17 protein-coding genes are annotated in these 16713 nt (G+C 65.9%); 9 read left to right on the forward strand and 8 right to left on the reverse strand.

The annotated features are described in order from the left end of the window. Window positions 1-246: 246 nt before the first annotated feature. The 3 genes from ACWEO2_RS35890 to ACWEO2_RS35900 form a co-directional block, all read right to left on the reverse strand. A complete protein-coding gene (locus ACWEO2_RS35890) occupies window positions 247-657 on the reverse strand; it encodes a type II toxin-antitoxin system VapC family toxin (RefSeq protein ID WP_452409422.1) in 411 nt (136 codons plus the stop codon). Continuing rightward, complete coding sequence (locus ACWEO2_RS35895) at window positions 644-862, reverse strand: hypothetical protein (RefSeq protein WP_433628230.1); 219 nt, start codon at window positions 860-862, stop codon at window positions 644-646. The genes ACWEO2_RS35890 and ACWEO2_RS35895 overlap by 14 nt, the downstream gene beginning before the upstream one ends. A 139-nt stretch (window positions 863-1001) precedes the next feature. Further along, entirely contained in the window at window positions 1002-1640 is a 639-nt protein-coding gene (locus ACWEO2_RS35900; RefSeq protein WP_452409423.1) for a DUF4232 domain-containing protein, read from the reverse strand. A gap of 200 nt (window positions 1641-1840) precedes the next feature. Here ACWEO2_RS35900 and ACWEO2_RS35905 point away from each other — a divergent pair, with 200 nt between their 5' ends. Next, entirely contained in the window at window positions 1841-2650 is an 810-nt protein-coding gene (locus ACWEO2_RS35905; protein ID WP_452409424.1) for an alpha/beta fold hydrolase, read from the forward strand. Here the strand turns inward: ACWEO2_RS35905 and ACWEO2_RS35910 are convergent. The 3 genes from ACWEO2_RS35910 to ACWEO2_RS35920 all read right to left on the reverse strand — a co-directional run bounded on the left by ACWEO2_RS35910 (window position 2647) and on the right by ACWEO2_RS35920 (window position 4961). Further along, window positions 2647-3840 (reverse strand): lipase family protein, encoded by a 1194-nt coding sequence (locus ACWEO2_RS35910; protein WP_452409437.1) that lies wholly within the window; start codon window positions 3838-3840, stop codon window positions 2647-2649. The two genes, ACWEO2_RS35905 and ACWEO2_RS35910, sit on opposite strands and share 4 nt — an antisense overlap. A 135-nt stretch (window positions 3841-3975) precedes the next feature. Then, the gene (locus ACWEO2_RS35915) at window positions 3976-4599 is read right to left on the reverse strand and encodes a TetR/AcrR family transcriptional regulator (protein WP_354956303.1); all 624 of its coding nucleotides are present in this window, start codon (window positions 4597-4599) and stop codon (window positions 3976-3978) included. Window positions 4600-4604: 5 nt separating this feature from the next. Further along, on the reverse strand, window positions 4605-4961 hold the full coding sequence (locus ACWEO2_RS35920; RefSeq protein ID WP_452409425.1) for an SPW repeat domain-containing protein: 357 nt from the start codon (window positions 4959-4961) through the stop codon (window positions 4605-4607). 232 nt (window positions 4962-5193) lie between these two features. Between ACWEO2_RS35920 and ACWEO2_RS35925 the strand changes: the two genes are divergently transcribed. The 3 genes from ACWEO2_RS35925 to ACWEO2_RS35935 all read left to right on the forward strand — a co-directional run bounded on the left by ACWEO2_RS35925 (window position 5194) and on the right by ACWEO2_RS35935 (window position 8012). Next, entirely contained in the window at window positions 5194-6393 is a 1200-nt protein-coding gene (locus ACWEO2_RS35925) for an NAD(P)/FAD-dependent oxidoreductase (protein WP_452409426.1), read from the forward strand. A gap of 117 nt (window positions 6394-6510) precedes the next feature. Beyond that, window positions 6511-7272, forward strand: coding sequence for a glutamate racemase (locus ACWEO2_RS35930; RefSeq protein ID WP_452409427.1), 762 nt, complete (start codon window positions 6511-6513; stop codon window positions 7270-7272). Window positions 7273-7277: 5 nt separating this feature from the next. Further along, window positions 7278-8012: a DNA alkylation repair protein gene (locus ACWEO2_RS35935; protein WP_452409438.1), complete on the forward strand. Its 735-nt coding sequence runs from the start codon at window positions 7278-7280 to the stop codon at window positions 8010-8012. Between the two features lie 14 nt (window positions 8013-8026). Here ACWEO2_RS35935 and ACWEO2_RS35940 read toward each other — a convergent pair whose 3' ends face one another. Further along, the gene (locus ACWEO2_RS35940; RefSeq protein ID WP_452409428.1) at window positions 8027-9082 is read right to left on the reverse strand and encodes a 2Fe-2S iron-sulfur cluster-binding protein; all 1056 of its coding nucleotides are present in this window, start codon (window positions 9080-9082) and stop codon (window positions 8027-8029) included. A 43-nt stretch (window positions 9083-9125) separates the two neighbouring features. Beyond that, window positions 9126-9764, reverse strand: coding sequence for a mycofactocin system transcriptional regulator MftR2 (gene mftR2, locus ACWEO2_RS35945; protein ID WP_452409429.1), 639 nt, complete (start codon window positions 9762-9764; stop codon window positions 9126-9128). A gap of 551 nt (window positions 9765-10315) precedes the next feature. Here mftR2 and mftA point away from each other — a divergent pair. The 5 genes from mftA to ACWEO2_RS35970 all read left to right on the forward strand — a co-directional run bounded on the left by mftA (window position 10316) and on the right by ACWEO2_RS35970 (window position 16588). After that, window positions 10316-10405 (forward strand): mycofactocin precursor MftA, encoded by a 90-nt coding sequence (mftA, locus tag ACWEO2_RS35950; RefSeq protein ID WP_354956351.1) that lies wholly within the window; start codon window positions 10316-10318, stop codon window positions 10403-10405. A gap of 14 nt (window positions 10406-10419) precedes the next feature. Beyond that, complete coding sequence (mftC, locus tag ACWEO2_RS35955) at window positions 10420-11967, forward strand: mycofactocin radical SAM maturase (RefSeq protein WP_452409439.1); 1548 nt, start codon at window positions 10420-10422, stop codon at window positions 11965-11967. Window positions 11968-12195: 228 nt separating this feature from the next. Further along, on the forward strand, window positions 12196-13596 hold the full coding sequence (gene mftF, locus ACWEO2_RS35960; RefSeq protein WP_452409430.1) for a mycofactocin biosynthesis glycosyltransferase MftF: 1401 nt from the start codon (window positions 12196-12198) through the stop codon (window positions 13594-13596). 44 nt (window positions 13597-13640) lie between these two features. Beyond that, the gene (gene mftG / locus ACWEO2_RS35965) at window positions 13641-15083 is read left to right on the forward strand and encodes a mycofactocin dehydrogenase MftG (RefSeq protein WP_452409431.1); all 1443 of its coding nucleotides are present in this window, start codon (window positions 13641-13643) and stop codon (window positions 15081-15083) included. Between the two features lie 128 nt (window positions 15084-15211). Then, on the forward strand, window positions 15212-16588 hold the full coding sequence (locus ACWEO2_RS35970) for a GAF domain-containing protein (protein WP_452409432.1): 1377 nt from the start codon (window positions 15212-15214) through the stop codon (window positions 16586-16588). Window positions 16589-16713: the final 125 nt, after the last annotated feature.

The raw sequence follows: 16713 nt of genomic DNA on the forward strand, positions 1-16713 counted from the left end.
CCGTTCGGCGTTTCGGGGGTTGGCAGCCGCCAGTTTGGTGGGCGGGGGACAACAGTCGGTATCCAATAGGATTTGGCTCCTACCGAAAGGGCCGCTTCCTTGCGGGAGGAGGCCCTTTGTGCGCTAATGCCGATTTATCGACGCTGTACAGGCGCGAACAGAAGTTGAATGAAGCAATTGGCGGTCTAGCTCTTGCGGGCACTTCCATAGTGGGTAAACCGTTCGAAGCGACCCTGATCGAGCCCCTCAGGGCAACAGCTTGAAGGCACTTGTGTGGCGGGGCGTGATCGCGTGGAAATGACGGTGATCGAGGGTAGCGACTTCGGTCAGGCCGAGGCGTTCGGAGACTGCGATTACCGATGCATCGGTGACACCGAGTGGGAATCCTTGGTATTGGGTCATCAACTCGGCCATCCGGGGCAAGTCGGTAGCGGTCATGTCGATTTGGGTCAGGTCACCGGCGACAAGTGCTTCGATGATGTTCTTCTCCGCGGTCGGGCCCACATATTTGCAGATCAGATAGCACGCCTCGGTTACTACGTACGGTGTGACCAGGAGTTCGTCCGTCCGACTACCGAACAGTTCGGCACATCGAGCATGGTCGGTATCGCGGCGGTTCAGGTAGGCGACGAGTGGACCAGTGTCAACGATCAGCATCGGTTCGACCGATCTCGTCACGCAGAACGTCTTTGGCGCGCGCGCCGAGGTCAGTCGCAGGACCATCGAACGTTCGTAGGACTGAGAATCGGTCAGATTTCGGTCGGACCAGCCGCAGCACATGCTGCCGCACCTCATCGGCCTGCTGGGGCTCCAGTTGGTCGATGAGCGTGTGAAGCTCGGAGTAGTCGCGCGCGGCGGTCACGGGTACATCCTACGGTAGACAGCCTCGACGAGCTCGAGGATCTCATGGCGGGGTCCGGGATGGACTCATCGACCGCGGCCATGAGCTCGAGCATCGGCGCGGACGCCGTTGCATCGAAAGGTGTTGTGCCGCGCGGGTTTCAGTTCGCCGTGCCTGGCTTCACATAATCGACGTGCAGTAGCGCTATAGGGGGGTGCACGCAGGCGTCGACGTCGAATGGGAGAGTTACCGCGACGGTCTGGTTCGGTGGATAGATCAGCAGATATTCGGCCGGAGCGTGCTCGCAGTCGTAGTTTCCCGCCTGTGTGTACCGCACTGTCGCATGCGCGACCGCGCCGGGGCCGAGGATGACCTGTTGCGGCTCGCCGTCGGTGATCTGCTCGCCTCCGGGGCCGATCGACAGTGGCGGATCTCCGACGGCCAGTGACACTGCCGGATAGCCGAAGAGCGCGCAGGCGCGCGCGGTGATATTCGTGAAATCGATCGGGGCGTAGATACTCCCCGCCGCCCCGCCCGCATTCTCCAGCGATAGTGCGACATCCGTGGCGGCACAGTACGGTGCGCCCAGGGGCTGCGCGTCGGTCGGCGGGCCGGTGGTTGCGGGCGTTGTCGCTCCGGGCACCGATGCCGCGGGAACCGATGGTTCGGGAATCGGCGTATGCGGAGTTACCGCAACCGCGGGCCGGGTGATCATGCTGGCCGATGGCGCGGGCGATGAACTCTCGCAGGCGGCCATCGGCAACGCCGCCACCAGGGCGGCCGCTGCTATCAGGCGCATATTCCAACGGTAACCGCCAGGTGCGCAACTGGGACTACAACGCATCGCATACGCGAGCCTGTGGCGAAACTTCGCGCCGGTGCGGTGGCCGAACCCTTCCGAATGGGTACTCGAACCCATGACCTCGGAGGTTATCGCGGGTCGGCATGGCTCGGCGCTAACGTCGAGCGAAGAGGTAAGACCGGTTGATCGGAGGAAGCATGAGTAGTTCGGCCCTGGCTACCGCACTCGACGTCACCGAGGGGACGTGGACGCACGGCATGCCGTATCTCGCACTCGGATCCGGACGTCCGCTGGTCTTCCTGCGGTGGTTCACCCCCGATCACGCCAATCCGACCGGATGGTTGCGACAGTCCGAGATCAGGACATTGGCCCCGCTCGCGGCACATTTCCGGGTCTACGCAGTGAACCGCGCGCCCGGTATGGCCGAGGGCACCACGATGGCCGATATCGCCGCCGAACATGCGCGGGCATTGCACGACGAATTCGGCGAACCCGTCGATGTTGTCGGCGTCTCCTCGGGGGGATCGCTGGCCCTACAGCTCGCGGCCGACCACCCCGCCGCCGTCCGGCGACTGATCATCGCCTCGTCGGGCTACACCCTGGAAAACGCCACGCGCGCGGCGCAGCTGCGCTACGGCGAGGCGGCCTATGCGGGCAAGCGCGGACTGCATCACATGGCCGCGGTCGCCTTCAAATCACCGGTCGCGCAGCGCCTCGCCGCCGCGGGCATGTGGTTGGCCGATCCCCTTGCGCGCCCGCGGAATCCCGCCGACACCCTGGCCTTCATCCGTGCCGAGGACGCCTTCGACCTCACGGGTCGGCTCAGCGATATCACCGCACCGACCCTGGTCCTCGGTGGCGACAGCGATGGCGGCTACAGCACGGAAACCTTCCGCCGCACCGCGGACGGAATCCCGAACTCGCGCTTGATCATCTACCCGCATACCACCCACATCGGGGTCGTGAAGCGCTTCGTTCCCGATGTCGTCGCCTTCCTGGCGGACTAGTTTTCGCAGTTGTTCGGGGCCGGGTCGCCGCGCAAGCGGGCGTCGAGCCAGAAGAGCGCCGCGGGTATCCCGAGCACGGCGGCGCTCAGATGTTCGGGGGAGTAGGTGAGTTCGGCTTGCAGTGCGACACCCGCAGCGCAATACCGCCGGTCGACATTGAGGATCGCGTCGACCGGAATGAGCGGATCGTTCGGCGAATGCCATTCGAAGATCGGCATATTCGGGATGCCGTCGAAGAGTTCCAGACTGTTCTCCTCGACCACCGCCCTGGCATTCCGATCATCGGCCAGGGTCATATTCCGTGCGTAATCGCGGGCGCTGTGCCCGGCGCCGATGTAGAGGATTTCGTTGGTGCAGGCGTTGGCTATCGCGGTGCGTGCTTCCAACCCGCGTTGGTTCAGGTAGTCGCTGATCGGAAAGCGGTACGGGTACTCCCGTTCCAGCCCGATACCGGCCGCCATCAGCAGGCCGAATGCCGGATGCGGATCGGTGTTGACCCATTCCACCATTTTCACCAGGTTCATCGGTACGCCGCCGATCGCGGCGCCCGCGATATCCAGTTCGGGCGCGTACCTCGGCGCCATCGCGGCGGCGAATGCGGTGGCCATGCCGCCGCCGGAATAGCCCGCCATCGCGATTCTGCTGTTCGCTATTTCGAGTTCGGGAACTCGGCGAATGGCGCGAATGCCGTCCAGGGTGATCTGGCCGCCGAGCCGGGCCGCGCCATAGGCAGAGTTCGGCCCGAGATGGTCGGGCAGTGCGATGCTCCAGCCAGCGAACAGCAGCGCGTTGAGCAGCACCGCCTCGCGCAGCTGGAGAGCCGGATCGGAGGTGTAGAGCACGCGCGACACCGTGCACTGCGTGCCGAGGCCGTTGATGATGTGCTGATAGGACAGAACCGGTCCATCGGGGCGGTGCGAGCGCGGCGTCAGCATTAGCGTCGTCGCCGCGATCGGCTGTCCGGCGGAATTGTTCGAACGGAATTTGATCTGCGTGATCGTGGTTTCCGGGAAAACCAGCAGTGGCGGCATCGGTCGCGTCGCGAGCACCTCACCCGGTCGCTTATTCGCCAGATCCGGTGGTGCCGCATAGAAGGGGTCCGGATCCGGGGTCGGGTAAATCGGTGTGGCGTGGGCTTCGGTGCCGCCCAGAAATGTCGTCGAGGCGCCGACGATGAGGCAGACGATCAATGCGCGCGTCGCGAGACCGGTCAGATCTCGAAGGGTTCGATTGATCTGCACAAACCGAAGGTCTATCACGCGCCCCGGATGACATCTGTAAAGGCGCGCTTTTCAGTTATCCAGTCGAAAGAATAAAAAGCATGCTCAACCGAGCTGCGTCATGCCCGCCGCGACGACCCGCGCGACATTGAAGATCTCATCCGCCGTCGGCAGCGGCACCCCGTCGAGGGCGTGCAGCCGATCGCTGCTGGCAATGGCGAACATGGCCGAAACCCAGGCGGCCGCGCAGGCACGCAGCGTGCCGGGCTGGACCGGAACGGGCGCGCTGGCCTGCAGCACCCGGGCGGTGATATCGAGTAGTTGATCGCGCAGGCGGCGCAATTGGCGGCGGACATCGGGATGGGTATCGGCCTCGCGCCACATGATGACGCGCAGCACCGAGGAATGGTGATCGCGCAGATTCAGCGCGGCATCGAGATTGACCAGGCTGGCCGCCGGATCGCCCGGTGCGACCACCGTGCCGATATCGCCGATCGGCTCCGCGGGCACCCGCTCGGCCATCAGTGTGGACAGGATCGAATCCTTGGTGGGGAAGTAGTAGAAGACCAGGCCCTTGGGGACACCGGCAGCCTCGGCGATGGCCGCGGTCGCGGTCGCATCGAATCCCTGTGCCGCGAACAGTTTTTCCGAGGCATCGAGAATAAGCTGACGGGCGTCGCCGTCGACTTTCGCGCTACGGCGCCGCCCGCCTCGCCGGGGTTTCGGCATCTGCATCAGTGATGCGGCGCCATATCGTGCAGCCGACCCGATACCGTCGGCAGCGCCGCCACCGCGACCACCACCGTCACCACGCCCACTACCCATGCGGTCCAGGATGCGCCGCGGTAGCCGGTGTAGTCCATCGCCCATGGGGAGATGAACAGCAATGCGCCGAACAGGCCCATCGCATAGTCGGCGGCCGCCAGGGTCGCCCGGTACATCTGCGTCAGGCCGGTGAGGGCGATGAGCACGCCCAGGACGATCAACGACCACATGCCGTTGTCGTTCGTGTTCACCCACAGGGGTGACAGCGCGGTAAAGATGCCCAGCACAACGGCCAGGAAATCCTGCGCGCGACTTTCGGTGAACATGGTGTGCCTCCTCAGGCTCTGAATTGTTCTCCGCACTTCGATCTAACTCTGATTGACCGCCCGATCAATATAAATATGGATACGATTGCGCACCGATCGGTTGGTGATCCGGTGTGGCGGCCCTCACTGCGGTTTGCAACCAAGCAAAGGTTAGGGTGAGCTTCGTGTCACCCTCAGTAACGGATGCCAACTCGACCCGGCGCCGGTTCGGCGCTAATGAAGGGAAGGCCGCATGAACCGGCCGATTGTCATCGTCGGAGCCGGTCTCGCCGGGCTGCGCACCGCCGAGGAGTTGCGTCGCGCGGGCTACGAGGGCGGACTGATCCTCATCGGCGAGGAGTCGCGGCTGCCTTACGACCGCCCGCCGCTGTCCAAGCAGTTCGTGCGCGGCGAGACCGACGACACCACCCTGCGGCCCGCCGAATTCTTCGACGAGAAGCAGATCGACCTGCGGCTCGATACCGAGGCGGTCGGCGTGGATACCGCCGCGCGCCAGGTGCGTCTGGCCGATGGCGGCACACTCGACTATGACCAGCTGATCATCGCGACCGGTCTGCGGCCGCGCCGCCTGCCCGGACTGCCGGATCTGCGGGGCGTGCACGTACTGCGCGGACATACCGATGCCGCCGCGCTGCGCGCCGAATTGTCCGGCGCGGGTACGGCGCTGGTGGTCGGGGCCGGATTCATCGGCTGTGAACTCGCGGCGAGCTTCCGGGCCAGCGGTGTCGAGGTCGTCCTGATCGAACCGCAGCCGACGCCGCTGGCCTCGGTGCTCGGCGCACAGATCGGCGCGCTGGTGGCCCGCATGCATCGGGCCGAGGGCGTCGACCTGCGCTGCGAGACCGGCCTGGACACCTTCCTCGCCGACGATGCCGAGCGGGTGCGCGGCGCCGTGCTCTCCGATGGCAGTGAGGTATCCGCCGATCTGGTGGTCATCGGCGTCGGATCGCGTCCGGTGACCGAATGGCTCGCCGATTCCGGTATCGAGCTCGCCGAGCCCGCGGCCGGTGGCGGCGTACTCGCCGACGAGGTGGGCCGCACCTCGGTCGATGGGGTGTGGGCGGTCGGCGATGTGGCCGCCTGGCGGCACGAGACCGGGCTGCGCAAGCGCATCGAGCATTGGACCAATGCGGGTGAACAGGCCAAGCTGCTGGCCTGCGCGCTACTCGGCGCCGAACCGCCGACCGCGGCGCGGGTGCCGTACTTCTGGAGCGATCAGTACGACGTGAAGATCCAGGCCCTCGGCACCCCGAGCGCCACCGACGATATCCACGTCGTCGCCGACGACGGCCGCAAATTCCTCGCCTACTACTCCCAGCACGGCAACCTGACCGGTGTGGTCGGCGCGGGCATGACCGGCCAGGTGATGAAGGCCCGCGCGAAGATCGCCGCGAATGCGCCGATCGCGGATCTGCTCGCGGCCACACCCTAGCGATTGCTCGCGGGTCGCTCGAAAGGATCAGTCGTAGCGATTGCTCGTCCGAGCGCTCGATACAACCAGCCCGGCGGCCGAGTAGGGCGTGATGGTCCGCTGTAATACGGTGGTCGGGTGATCGTCGCGCTCATCGATTCCGGGCTGGGGTTGCTGCCCACGGCCGCCTGGCTGCGCAAGCTGCGGCCGGATGTCGACCTGCTGCTGCGGTTGGATCCGGATGGCGCGCCGTGGGGACCCAAACCCGAGCAGTGGGTGACCGACCGGGTGGTCGACGCCGCGCGGAGTTCGGTTCGCCTCGGGGCGGAGGTGATCGTGCTGCCGTGCAATACGGCCAGCGTCACCGCGCTGGACCAGGTGCGCGCCGAGGTCGGGCCCGGCGTACCGGTGATCGGCACCGTTCCGGCGATCAAACCGGCTGCGGCGGTGTGCAAGTCGGTCGCGGTGTGGGCCACCGCGGCCACCACCGCCAGTCGGTATCAGGCGGATCTGATCGCCCGGTTCGGCGGTGATGCGAAGGTGGTCGGCATCGCCTGTCACGGTTTGGCGGATTCGATCGATCGCGGCGACCTGGTCGCGGCCCGCGATTCGATTGCACGCGCGGCCGAACAGACTCCGGCCGATGTCGAGGGGGTGGTGCTCGGATGCACCCACTACCCACTGGTCATCGATGCCATTGTCGCCGCACTGCCCGATGGCGTTCGGCTCTTCGACAGCGCGCAAGCCGTTGCGGCACAGACGATTCGGCGGATGGATGCGCTCGGCAGGCCGACCACCGGCAATGGTGCGGTGCGGGTGCTCAACAGCGATCGACCGGGTGAATTGCCGGTCAGCGCAGCAGCTTTCGAATCGGGACGGATCCTGGGAGCGCAGGGATAGCAGTGCTGGCCCAACTGACCGCCGCCGCGGTGCACGCGGCTCTGACCGAGGTCGCCGACCCCGCCGATGCCAGCCAGCTGGCACGGTTCTTCAAGACCGGGCCCGGTGAGTACGGCGAAGGTGATGTCTTCCTCGGTGTGCGGGTGCCCGTCACCCGATCGATCGCGAAACGCTTTGCGGCACTTCCACTCGATGAGATCGATGCGCTGCTGGACAGTGCCGTGCACGAGGACCGGCTGGCCGCGCTGGTCATCCTCAATGCCAGATTCGCCGCGGCGCGCAAGCCGCGCACGCTCGATACCGATGGGCAGGCGGCGATGGTCGAGCTCTATCTCGCCGCGGTGCGCCGGGGCCGGGTGAACAACTGGGATCTGGTCGACGTCTCCGCCGAGAACGTCATCGGCCCCTGGCTGCTCGATCGGCCACGTGACCTGCTCTTCGAACTCGCGCGCGCGGACTCGCTCTGGGAGCGCCGGGTGGCGCTGCTGTCGACCTTTGCCTTCATCAAGGCGGGCGACGCCTCGACCACCTTCGAACTCTGCGAACAACTCCTCGACGATCGCCGCGATCTGATCCAGAAGGCGCTCGGCTGGATGCTGCGCGAGGTCGGCAAGCGCGTCGACGAGCGACTGCTGACCGGCTTCCTCGACAAGCATGCGGCCGAGATGGGCCGCACCGCACTGAGCTATGCGACCGAGCGCCTGGATCCCGCCCTCCGCGTCCACTACCGCGGACTGTAGCCGGTTGCGCCGGATCAGAATTGGATGCGCAGGTGGTCGGTGACCGGATGCGCCTGGCAGCCGAGGATATAGCCGTTCTCGATATCCTCGGGATCGAGGATCTCGGCATTGTCCATTTCGACCTTGCCCTCGAGCACCGTGCACGCGCAGGAACCGCATTCGCCTTCCTGGCAGGAATACGGCACATCCAGGCCCTTCGACAGCATGATGTCGACCAGGGTCTGCTTGCGCGGCCACTTCAGCTCGTGCACCTCGCCATCGAGTTCGACCTCGACGGTGGCCGCGGCGGCGGCCTCCTCGTCGGTCACCTCGACCGGTGCCTGATCCGCGAACGGGTCTCCCGCAAGGGAATTGAACACCTCGGCGTGCGTGCGCGAACGCGGCACATCGAGTCGGGCCAGCGCGTCGTGCACCCGGTCCATGAACGGCTTCGGCCCGCACATGTAGGCGTGGTAGCCCGCGTACGGCGCGACCAGCGCGGCCAGACCGTCCGCGGTCGGCAGCCCCTGCAGGTGCTCCAGCCAGTGGATCACGATGAGCCGCTGCGGCTGCTTCTCGGCCAATTCGCGCAGCTCACCAGCGAAGATCACCGATTCGTGATCACGATTGGCGTACACCAGCACAATTCGGCCGTTCCCGCGCGCCAGCGCCGATTTCAGGATGGACATCACCGGCGTGATGCCGCTGCCGGCGCCGAACAGCAGCAGATCGTCGTCGAGGTTCTTCGGTGTGAAGACGCCCGAAGGCGGCAGTACTTCGAGTTGATCGCCCGCTTTGACGTTGTCGCAGACCCAATTCGATCCGTAGCCGCCCACGGTGCGCTTGACGGTCACCTTGGGCCGGTCGTCGGTGTGCGGTGAGCTGGCCAGTGAATAGCAGCGTGCCACCGAGCCGGTGAGGTCGCTCGGGATGCGCAGGGTGAGGAACTGCCCCGGCTGGTAGTCGAAACGTTCGCGCAGTTCGTCGGGCACGTCGAAGACCAGCGAACAGGTGTCGGCCGTTTCGGCGATGACTGCGGATACCCGCAGCACGACCGAACGCGAACCGTGTGGAACTTCGACGGTGGTCATTTCGTCCTCTCGAACAAAACCAAAACTAGAACGTGTTTCAGTTTCATCGTACGTCGGGACCGGGCTGACGGACAAGCTGGGCCTGCAGACCGTCGATCAGCACTTCCATACCGAAGTCGTAGGCGTACTTCCCGCGCAGGTCCGCCATGTATTTGGTGGCCCGCTCCACCGACTCCGGCAGTGCCACCTCCGACAGCGGCGACCGCTCGCGCGGATTCACCCGCCGGCGGCCGAACAGGTAGGTGTGGATCGTCGCGTACGCGGCCAGCACATTGCGGTCATTGAAACCCGCCTCGAACAGGATCTCCATAATGGCGGCGATCAGATCGAGCTGTTTGCCGAGCATCTGCTCGATCAGCACATCGCCGAGTCCGGGATGTTTGCGCAGCTTGTCGTCGATCTGGTCGATCAGATCGCGCAGCCGGTGCTGCCACGGCCCGGAATCGGGTGCCGGCTTGCGAACTCCGGTCAGTGCCGCGCTCGCGACGAGGTCGAGCAGCTCGCGTTTATCGGCGACGTAGTAGTACGGCGCCATCGGCGAAACTCCGAGTTCGCGGGAGAGTCGACGCATCGACAATTTCTCCACGCCGTCCTCGCGGACCACGCGCAGCGCGGCTTCGACGATCTCGGATTCCGACAGTGTCCTATTTGCGGTGCTCCCAGGCCCTCCGTGGTTACGCAAGCTGCCGCCTCCGGTCCTCGAGCTCGCACCGCGGGGTCCTATTTGCGGTGCTCCCAGGCCCTCCGTGGTTACGCAAGCTCCCGCCTCCGGTCCTCGAGCTCGCACCGCGGGGTCCTATTTGCGGCGCTCCCGGGCCCTACCTGGTTACGCAAGCTGCTGCCTCCGGGCCTCGAGCTCGCACCGCGGGGTGTAGCCGCCCCCGCTCGTCTGCATTCGTCCGACTCCCATGCCACCTCTACCACTGCGGGCGATGTCGCCCGTCACGTCCTGTTCAGCTGCTTGCCACCCGCAGTCTAGAGCGCGCGGTCGCGGCTCGGTCGGCGTGTGTGGGGAGGCGGACCTGCGGCGACATGTGAGGTCGCGGCGGCGGCGATACGGCGCTGGTGTAATTCACATACTGAAACGTGTTCCATTTTGTCAGCTCGTGACGTTATCGTGTGAGCACGGCCGCACCCGTGGCCGTGGTAACTGGTCGCATCTCGGAGGTAGGCATGCCGGAGCACGGATCCATCGGACACACCGATACCGACAACACCGGGCGGATCGCGACGATCGAATCCAGGTCGATCGAGGAGGCGCCGCTGATCGAGGAGACCCTCATCGAAGAGGTCTCCATCGACGGTATGTGCGGCGTCTACTGACCGGCGGTACGACCATGCTCGATCTCGATACCCGATGGGAGCCGCATCCGCGGGTGGCGCTGCGGCCGGAGTCGTTCGGTGCGCTGCTCTACCACTTCGGCACGCGCAAACTCTCCTTTCTGAAGAGTCGACAGATCCTCGAGATCGTCCGCTCGCTGCCCGCGCATGTCTCGGCACGTGCGGCACTGCGGGCGGCGGGCGTCTCGGATGACCTCGCCGGACCGTACGTGCGCGCCTTGGCGCAGTTGGCCGATTCGGACATGATCAGGCGGGCCGCGCCGGGCAGTGCGCCCACGCCGACGCCCGCACCGCTGCCGCACACCGGGCAGCCGAGAGCTGCCACGGGCGGGCGGCTGATCGATAAGTTCGAAACCGGTTTGGCCGCACCGATCTGCCTGACGTGGGAGCTGACCTACGCCTGCAATCTGTCCTGTGTGCACTGCCTGTCCTCCTCCGGCCGCCGCGATCCGCGCGAGCTGAGCACCGAACAGTGCAAGGCGTTGATCGACGAGTTCGAGCGCATGCAGATCTTCTATGTGAATATCGGCGGCGGCGAACCCACTGTGCGCCAGGACTTCTGGGAGCTGGTCGACTATGCGACCGCGCACCATGTCGGAGTGAAGTTCTCCACCAACGGAGTTCGCATCACACCCGAGGTCGCCGCGCGCCTGGCCGCCAGTGACTATGTGGACGTACAGATTTCGTTGGACGGCGCCGACGCCGAGGTCAACGATGCGGTGCGCGGACCGGGGTCCTACGCCATGGCGATCCGGGCGTTGGAGAATCTGGCGGCGGCGGGATTCACCGATGCAAAACTCTCGGTGGTCGCGACCCGGCACAATATCGCCCAGCTCGACGAGTTCAAGGCGATTGCCGATAGGTACGGCGCCACACTGCGTTTGACGCGGCTGCGGCCATCGGGTCGGGGTGCGGATGTCTGGGACGAACTGCATCCGCTTCCGGAACAGCAACGGGTGCTCTACGACTGGCTGGTGCGCAATGGCGAAGGCGTGCTCACCGGCGATTCGTTCTTCCATCTGTCCGCCTTCGGCCAGGCGCTGCCCGGTCTGAACATGTGCGGTGCGGGCCGGGTGGTCTGCCTGGTGGATCCGGTCGGCGACGTGTATGCCTGCCCCTTCGCGATTCACGACCGGTTCCGTGCCGGAAATGTGGTGTCGGACGGCGGTTTCCGCACCGTGTGGCAGGAATCGGAACTCTTCGCCGAACTGCGCGAGCCCACCGGTGGCGGTGCGTGCTCCGGCTGCGCCCACTACGACGCCTGCCGCGGCGGTTGTATGGCGGCGAAGTTCTTCACCGGACTGCCCGCGGATGGGCCGGACCCGGAGTGCGTGCAGGGCTACGGCGAGGCGGCGCTGGCCGACGCCGGACGGATGATCCCGCGCTCGTCGGTCGACCACTCGCGCCGGTCCGCGCCGAGCCGACCGGGATCGCGTAAGTCGGGCCCGATTCCGCTGACGCTGTCGGTATCTCGCCCCGCCGCTGAACGCACATCACCGGAGCGGCGACCCGCGCGCGCCTGCGACGAGAGTCCACTGACATGATTCCGAACCGGTAGCCAGTTATGTGCTGCACGATCAATCGACGATGGCTATCGAGTGGCAATTCGATGATTGCCAGATTGTTGCCGAATGCCTTCGGCGAGTCGCGCGCGACCCGCCGGAAAGCCGTGTCGGGAGATATCCCGCCCCGTGGGCGCATTCGTGCGGAATTCCGTCCTTTTTTCCGGACTGATGATGCCAATGCGCGAATCTCCGCCTAGCATGCCAGGAATGCGCCATGATCGCCTGCCCGATGGATTCGGGGTGCGGATCGATCCACGGGTACGCGCATACTCCGGGGGGCGCATCTTGATCGGGGGTTCGCCCGCCCGGTTGCTGCGACTTGCCCCGGAGGCCGCCGAGATGATCGGCGACGGGTACCTCGAGGTCACCGACCCGAAGTCGGCCGTTGTTGCCAGACGGCTGCTCGACTCCGGTGTCGGTAATCCGCGTCCCCAGCTGCTGCCCGCGCTCGACGACGTGACCGTGATCGTGCCGCTGCACAACAACGCCGACGGCCTGGCCCGACTCCTCGCGGCCCTGCGCGGGCACAATGTGATCGTCGTCGACGACGGCTCGGATCAGCCCGTGCAGATCCCGCGCAACCGTGGCACCCGCTGCCGGGTGACGGTACTGCGCCACGACCGCAGACAGGGCCCGGCCGCCGCGCGCAATGCCGGATTGCGGGCCGCGACAACCGACTTCGTCGCCTTCCTGGACTCCGATGTGGTCCCGCGCAGCGGCTGGCTCGAGGTGATGCTCGGGCATTTCAGCGATCCGGAGGTGGCACTGGTCGCGCCCCGGATCGTCACACTCGATCCGGAGTCGAATGCGCTGGCGCGCTATGAGCACACCCGCTCCTCACTCGATCTCGGTCGGCGCGAATCGGCCGTGCAGTCGCGCGGGCTGGTGTCGTATGTGCCGAGCGCCGCGCTGCTGGTACGCCGCAGGGCGCTGCTGGCCGGTGGCGGATTCGACGAGTCGATGCAGGTGGCCGAGGATGTCGATCTGTGCTGGCGGTTGGAGCAGGCGGGCTGGCGGCTGCGCTATGAGCCCGCGGCACATGTCGCGCACGATAGTCGAATCTCGTTCCGCGCCTGGTTCGGTCGCAAGCTCTTCTACGGCACCGGCGCCGCACCGCTCGGCGAGCGGCATCCGGGCATGGTGACGCCGCTGGCAATGCCGTTGTGGACCGCGGTGGCGACCATACTGTTCGCCACGCTGACGAAGTGGGGACTGCTCGGCGGACTGATCACCATGGTGACCGCGCTGGCCCGACTACGCCGGGTCTTCACCGGATTGGACAACCCCACGCGGATCGCGGCGATCTATCTGGCGCGCGGCTACTTCGCGGGAATCTGGCGACTGGCCTCGGCGATGTGCCGACACTATTGGCCGATCACCATGGTGGCGATGATGCTGTCGCGGCGGGTCCGGCGCATCGCGGTCACCATGGCGGTCGCGGACGGTTTCGCCGACTGGTTCACCCACCGCGATGCGGGCGGCCTCGACCCCTTCCGCTATGTGGCCTACAAGCGGATGGACGATATCGCGTACGGAACCGGCCTGTGGCTGGGCGCATTCCGCGCCCGCAGCCTGGAGTCGCTCAAGCCGAGTACGCCTCGGAACTGAATCGAACGTGTAATGGCTGTACCACCTGATGAGCTGATGTAGAGATGGTCGATACGCTGATCGTCGGTGGTGGCACGGCCGGATGCGTCCTGGCGGCCAGGCTGAGCGAGGATCCGGCCCATAGTGTGCGGCTGGTCGAGGCCGGTCCGGTGTCGATCGATGCGGCGCAACTGCTCGACGCGACCCGGATGCCGATCGGCCCCGAATCGACCTTGGTGTGGCGCTATCCCGTCGACCTGGCCGACGATATTGCCGGAAATATTGTGCGCGGCAGGGTGATCGGTGGATCGGGCGCGATCAACGGCGGCTACTTCGTGCGCGCGACGGCGGCCGACTTCACGGCGTGGAGCAAGGAGCTGGGCGGCTCGGCGAGCTGGTCCTTCGACGCGGTGCTGCCCGCCTATCGCCGCCTCGAGCGCGATCTCGATTACGGCGACCGGCCGGGGCACGGCACGACCGGGCCGATACCGGTGCGCCGCACCGCCGCGCCAACCCCGCTGAGTCGCGAATTCGCCTCGGCCTGTGCGGCACTCGGCCTTGCCGCGATTCCCGACCTGAACGCGCTGCCCGGCGCGGGTCCGGCCGAAGGCTGGGGACCGGTGCCGTGCAATATCGAGCACGGCAGGCGGGTCGACACCGGGACGGCGTATCTGGCACCGGCGCTCGACCGACCGAACCTCACCGTCACCGGCGCGATGCTGGTGACTCGCATCCGCTTTCACGGCACCCGTGCCGTCGGCGTCGACTATTTGCACGACGGCAAGGCGGGCACGCTCGCGGCCGATCGCATCGTGCTGTGTGCGGGCGCCATCGAATCTGCCGCGCTGTTGCTGCGCTCCGGTATCGGCGATCCGGGACAGCTACGGGCGCTGGATGTTCCGGTGCTGCATCCCGCGCCGGTCGGCGCGTGGTTCAGTGATCATCCCGAGATCGGCATCGACTATCGCGGTGATCCAGCGTTGGCGAGCGGCGTCGGTATCCCGCTGGAATATGTGCTGGAACTCGACGATGTCGAAATCCGTCCGTACACCGTATCGTTTACCCCGTATATTCATCGTTTAGGTGTTGCGCTCATGCGTCCGCGATCCGAAGGGGTGCTCCGGCTGCGTTCCACCGATCCCACCATCGCGCCGCTCATCGATTTCCGCTACTTATCGGCGGACGCCGATCGGATTCGATTGCGAGAAGCGGTGACCATGGCGCTCGAGGTATTGCACGGAATCCCGATGGTGCGCGCACCGGAATCGAAACCGGAACCCGCCGATGCGTGGCTGCGCGCGAATCTGGCTACCTCGCAGCATCTGTCGGGAACCTGTCGAATGGGCGGTGCGGACGACGAACGCGCGGTGGTCGACGAGCGGTGCCGAGTGCATGGCACGACCGGATTATCCGTGGTGGATCTTTCCGTCGTGCCGGTGCCGCTGAGCCGCGGTCCGAAGGCGACGACGGTAATGATCGCCGAATGCGTCAGCGAATATCTCACCTAAGGATCTGAAAGACGGGTAGGTCACATTTGTACGAGGTCTGAACGGGATGTGAGCTGGCGGACAAACCAAGACAACCGCCTTTGTCTGGTAATGCGCGCCGGTACAGTTTGGGGCGGAAAGAAAGGCTAATGGTCAGCAATCTTGCAGGTGGGCGGCCCCCACGGCACGGCGTCGAACCCGGCACTCAACTCGGCGCTCTGGAAGCCTATGCCGCACAAGCACATGGATACCTTAGCGCGGGTGGCGAGCAGCTGTCGCAGCTTGCCGGTCTGCTGCGTCCGGTTGTGCTCGAATCCTGGCTGCGCAGCGTGCGCGGCGGCATCGACCCGATGGACCTGCTGGACGGGCGCGGCCTGCGCGGTGCCGATCTGCAGCGCTATCGCGATGCGCACCCGATTGCTGCATTGATGCCGCTGATCGACAAATTGCTCGTACAGGACACGGCCAGAACGGGTTTGATCGTCGCGGTGGCCGATCAGTTCGGCCGGGTGCTGTGGGTGCACGGCAATTCGGATCAGGTCGACGCGGCCGCCGAAATCGGTCTGCGTGCTGGCGACGATCTGAGTGAACGTCGCATCGGAACCAATGCCGTCGGCCTGGTGGTGCGCACCGGCCGGGCCGCGTGGATCCATGGGCCCGAACACTTTCTGCACCGAATGCATCAGATCACCGGTGTCGCCGCGCCGGTACACGATCCCGACGGCAGGCTGGTCGGCGTGCTGATGATCGCCGGGGGCGTACGGGTGGCCAAGCCGGAGATCCTGGCGCTGGTGAAGGCGACATCGACGGCGGCCGAAATGGATCTGCTGCTGAGTGCCATGCGGGCGGGGCAGCACGGGTCCTCGGGCCGCGCCGTGGCCTATGACAGCACGACGGGCGAAATCGCCGTGGCCCGGCTCGGTCTGGACGTGCTCGGGCTCGGGCAGCCGCTGCTGAGTGTCGCGGGTGATCGAGTTCCGTTGTCGCAGCGGCATGCTGAGATCCTGCTGCTGCTCGCCGAACATCCCGAGGGACTCGGCGCCGACCATCTCGCGCTGCTGCTCGACGACACGGATCTGGATAACGGCACCATTCGTGCCGCCATGTCGCGGCTGCGTGCGGTGGTCGGCCCGAGCGTATTCGGTTCGCGCCCATATCGGTTGCGGGTGCATGTCGCAACCGATATCGAAGCGCTGCGGGCCGCACTCGACTCCGGTGATGTCGATTCCGCATTACGGCTGTACGCCGGTCCGGTGCTGCCGCGCTCGACCGCGCCCGGAATTATTGATATCCGGGACGAACTTCGGGTTCGGCTGCGCACCGCGGTGCTCAGTTCCGGCGATACCGCGGTGCTGCGTCGGTGGACCGCATGTGCCGAGGGGCGTGACGATGCCGCGTCCTGGGCCGCCTATCGCGCGACGGTGGATCGTGATTCGCCGTTATATGCGCAGATCGAGGCCAAGATTCGGGTGCTCGATCGACGCTTGGGCGCCGATGCAACGCGGATGCAACGTTCGGGCTCATAGTCTGCACATCTGAAAGTGCCGTAGCTCACATACGCGATCGAAATGTGGTCGCGGACACAGCTTTGCCCTGCTGCGTCGGCCCAGTTGAGCGCGCTGGACGATTGACCAACTTTTTTTAGTGCAAA

Source organism: Nocardia sp. NPDC004278 (genome assembly GCF_053602975.1).

Bases quoted from the DNA above. Each gene is read 5' to 3' on its own strand.
- ACWEO2_RS35890 (WP_452409422.1), bottom strand. From the start codon at position 657: ATGCTGATCGTTGACACTGGTCCACTCGTCGCCTACCTGAACCGCCGC.
- ACWEO2_RS35900 (WP_452409423.1), bottom strand. From the start codon at position 1,640: ATGCGCCTGATAGCAGCGGCCGCCCTGGTGGCGGCGTTGCCGATGGCC.
- ACWEO2_RS35905 (WP_452409424.1), top strand. From the start codon at position 1,841: ATGAGTAGTTCGGCCCTGGCTACCGCACTCGACGTCACCGAGGGGACG.
- ACWEO2_RS35915 (WP_354956303.1), bottom strand. From the start codon at position 4,599: ATGCCGAAACCCCGGCGAGGCGGGCGGCGCCGTAGCGCGAAAGTCGAC.
- ACWEO2_RS35920 (WP_452409425.1), bottom strand. From the start codon at position 4,961: ATGTTCACCGAAAGTCGCGCGCAGGATTTCCTGGCCGTTGTGCTGGGC.
- ACWEO2_RS35925 (WP_452409426.1), top strand. From the start codon at position 5,194: ATGAACCGGCCGATTGTCATCGTCGGAGCCGGTCTCGCCGGGCTGCGC.
- ACWEO2_RS35940 (WP_452409428.1), bottom strand. From the start codon at position 9,082: ATGACCACCGTCGAAGTTCCACACGGTTCGCGTTCGGTCGTGCTGCGG.
- mftC (WP_452409439.1), top strand. From the start codon at position 10,420: ATGCTCGATCTCGATACCCGATGGGAGCCGCATCCGCGGGTGGCGCTG.
- mftF (WP_452409430.1), top strand. From the start codon at position 12,196: ATGCGCCATGATCGCCTGCCCGATGGATTCGGGGTGCGGATCGATCCA.
- mftG (WP_452409431.1), top strand. From the start codon at position 13,641: ATGGTCGATACGCTGATCGTCGGTGGTGGCACGGCCGGATGCGTCCTG.
- ACWEO2_RS35970 (WP_452409432.1), top strand. From the start codon at position 15,212: ATGGTCAGCAATCTTGCAGGTGGGCGGCCCCCACGGCACGGCGTCGAA.